Origin of the sequence: Caloramator australicus RC3, assembly GCF_000297115.1 — a bacterium.
GTDB classification, from domain to species: Bacteria; Bacillota; Clostridia; order Clostridiales; family Caloramatoraceae; genus Caloramator; species Caloramator australicus.
The window spans coordinates 1-2,331 of sequence record NZ_CAKP01000088.1; the positions used below are offsets into that span (position 1 = coordinate 1).

3 protein-coding genes and 1 pseudogene are annotated in these 2,331 nt (G+C 34.5%); 3 read left to right on the forward strand and 1 reads right to left on the reverse strand.

What is annotated here, in order from left to right:
• The 3 genes and pseudogenes from CAAU_RS08410 to CAAU_RS08420 all read left to right on the forward strand — a co-directional run.
• Nucleotides 1-199, forward strand: a pseudogene (locus CAAU_RS08410) (UPF0236 family protein); the annotation flags it as partial.
• A gap of 156 nt (nt 200-355) precedes the next feature.
• Complete coding sequence (gene ispE, locus CAAU_RS08415) at nt 356-1,219, forward strand: 4-(cytidine 5'-diphospho)-2-C-methyl-D-erythritol kinase (RefSeq protein WP_008909019.1); 864 nt, start codon at nt 356-358, stop codon at nt 1,217-1,219.
• A gap of 3 nt (nt 1,220-1,222) precedes the next feature.
• Entirely contained in the window at nt 1,223-1,831 is a 609-nt protein-coding gene (locus tag CAAU_RS08420; RefSeq protein ID WP_008909020.1) for a nucleotidyltransferase family protein, read from the forward strand.
• A gap of 139 nt (nt 1,832-1,970) precedes the next feature.
• Here CAAU_RS08420 and CAAU_RS08425 read toward each other — a convergent pair.
• Nucleotides 1,971-2,331: transposase (locus CAAU_RS08425; protein WP_156792067.1), on the reverse strand; the 361-nt coding region annotated here is incomplete at its 5' end.

Below are 2,331 nucleotides of genomic sequence, written 5' to 3' on the forward strand. Positions count from 1 at the left end.
AGGAAATTTAAGGGAAATAAGTGTGTTTAAGGAAGATGAAAAAGCCTTCAAGGTAAGTAAGAAGAAAATAAAAGAAGCGATAAGAAAGATAAATAAATCTTCACGTGAAGTTATGAATAATATAACGATATTGAACATAGGGAAAGTAACGCCAATTTACAGGATATTAAAATCAATAAAATATGAAAATATAATTTAAGTTTTTTAAATTTAACAAACGCCTTGAAACTAGCTAATTTAAGGGGTTGTCTATAAAAATTAACCTACAATATCTTGACACTATCTGTAATGAACCGTCCCTTGAAGTTATTTGGAAAATAATATATAATTTTTTTAAGCTAAGCGAGGTGATGGTGTGGAGAGGATAGAAATAAAGTGCCCTGCAAAGGTTAATTTATCCCTTGATGTGGTTGGGAAGAGGAATGATGGATATCACCTTTTAAGGATGATAAATCAGAGCGTATCCTTATATGATTATTTGACTATAGAAAAAATAAAAAGCGGAATCATCATAACTTCCGATAAAAATGATATTCCCCTTGATGAGTCTAACACCTGCTATAGGGCAGCGGATTTAATCTTTAAAAAATTCGGTATAGACTATGGAGTCAAAATTCACCTTAAAAAGAATATTCCCCACGGTGCAGGCCTTGGAGGGGGAAGCTCAGATGCGGCAGGGGTTATTAAGGCTTTAAATGAACTTTATGACCTTAAAATGAGTAAGGAGCAGATGATGGAAATAGGGCTTAAGGTTGGTGCTGATGTTCCATTTTGTATAGTGAATAGAACAAGCCTTGTGGAGGGGATAGGAGAGATCATAAGCCCTATTGAAAAGATAGAAAATCTACATATAGTCATTGCAAAACCTAATATAAATATATCAACAAAGGAAGTTTATTCTAAGCTTCGACTAGATGAAGTCAATAAAAGGCCTAACATAGATAAAATGGTAGAATACATAAGAAATAAGAATTACAAGATGATGGCATCTAATATGGTAAACGTCCTTGAAACTGTTACTTTAAATGAATACCCTATATTGTTAGAAATTAAAAATATAATGATGGAGTTTGAGGCAGAAGGAAGCATAATGACGGGAAGCGGCTCGGCAGTTATCGGTATTTTTGAGGATGAAGAAAAGGTTAAGGTTTGTTATAATAGATTAAGGGATTACATTAAGGATGTATTTTTAGTTAAAACGGTAAATGAAGGGGTGTAACGGATGGTTAATGCATTAATTCTTGCGGGGGATAAGGGTGAGGATGGAAAACCAAAGGCCCTTTTAGAGATTAAGGGACGTTTTATGATAGAATATGTGATAGATGCCTTGAGGGATTCAGGTGTTGTTGACAATGTTTATGTTGTTGGAGATGAGATATTAAAGGATAAAATAGGGCATGTTGTTGATGGTTTTATTAAATCCAACGGCGAAATGTTGGATAACATAAAATATAGCGTAAAGTCAATAGGCGATTATGAAAGGCCCCTTTTAGTTTGCACATCGGATATACCTTTAATAAAGGGGGATGCGGTTAGGGATTTTGTTTTAGAGTGTAGTAAAGAAAATTTAGATGTTGGATACCCTATAATAGATAAAAGCCTTAATGATGAAAAATATCCGGATGTTAAAAGAACCTATGTAAAGATGAAGGAAGGGACCTTTACAGGAGGAAACATAGTTTTTTTAAACCCAAACGTTGTTGAAAGGGCAACAAAAAAGGCGGAGGAGCTTATAGCCTTTAGAAAAAAGCCCTTGAAGATGGGAAAAGTTTTTAGGATTATCCTTTTTACTAAGGCTTGCCCTTGGCATTCTAACAATTCCTGCTGTTGAAAAAAAGATTTGTGATATGTTTGAGGTTAAAGGAAGGGCAATATTTACAAAATACCCCGAGATAGGGAATGATGTTGATAAAAAAGAGGATATAGATTTTGTAAATAGATACATAAGCTGATGGCTTTTGCCATCAGCTTCAGACCGTCGACAAACCCCACTTTTCAAAAAACGAAAAGTGGGGTTTGAGTATTTTTACAAGCATTTTTGATAAATATTTTATAAATACAAAGAAATTTTTGCCCTTTCCAGGGCCGTTTTGTCCCTTCTTCCACATCCAATTTGCCATCTTCTTTAAATTAAAGCAAGCACAAACAAGCATCGCTTGCATGGACACTTTTTCTATCCCTCTTAGTGTTGTCCATCGCAAACCATGCTTCTCCTTCAAGTCGGCAAATACCCTCTCTATGGTTTTGCTTCTATCTTTATATAGTTCTTTGCATTCGTATGTATGTCTCAAATGTTCTACTTCTTCTAGATATCCTTCCCATATATGTCGA

Coding starts and splice junctions, on each gene's coding strand:
- CAAU_RS08420 (WP_008909020.1), top strand. CDS start 1,223: ATGGTTAATGCATTAATTCTTGCGGGGGATAAGGGTGAGGATGGAAAA.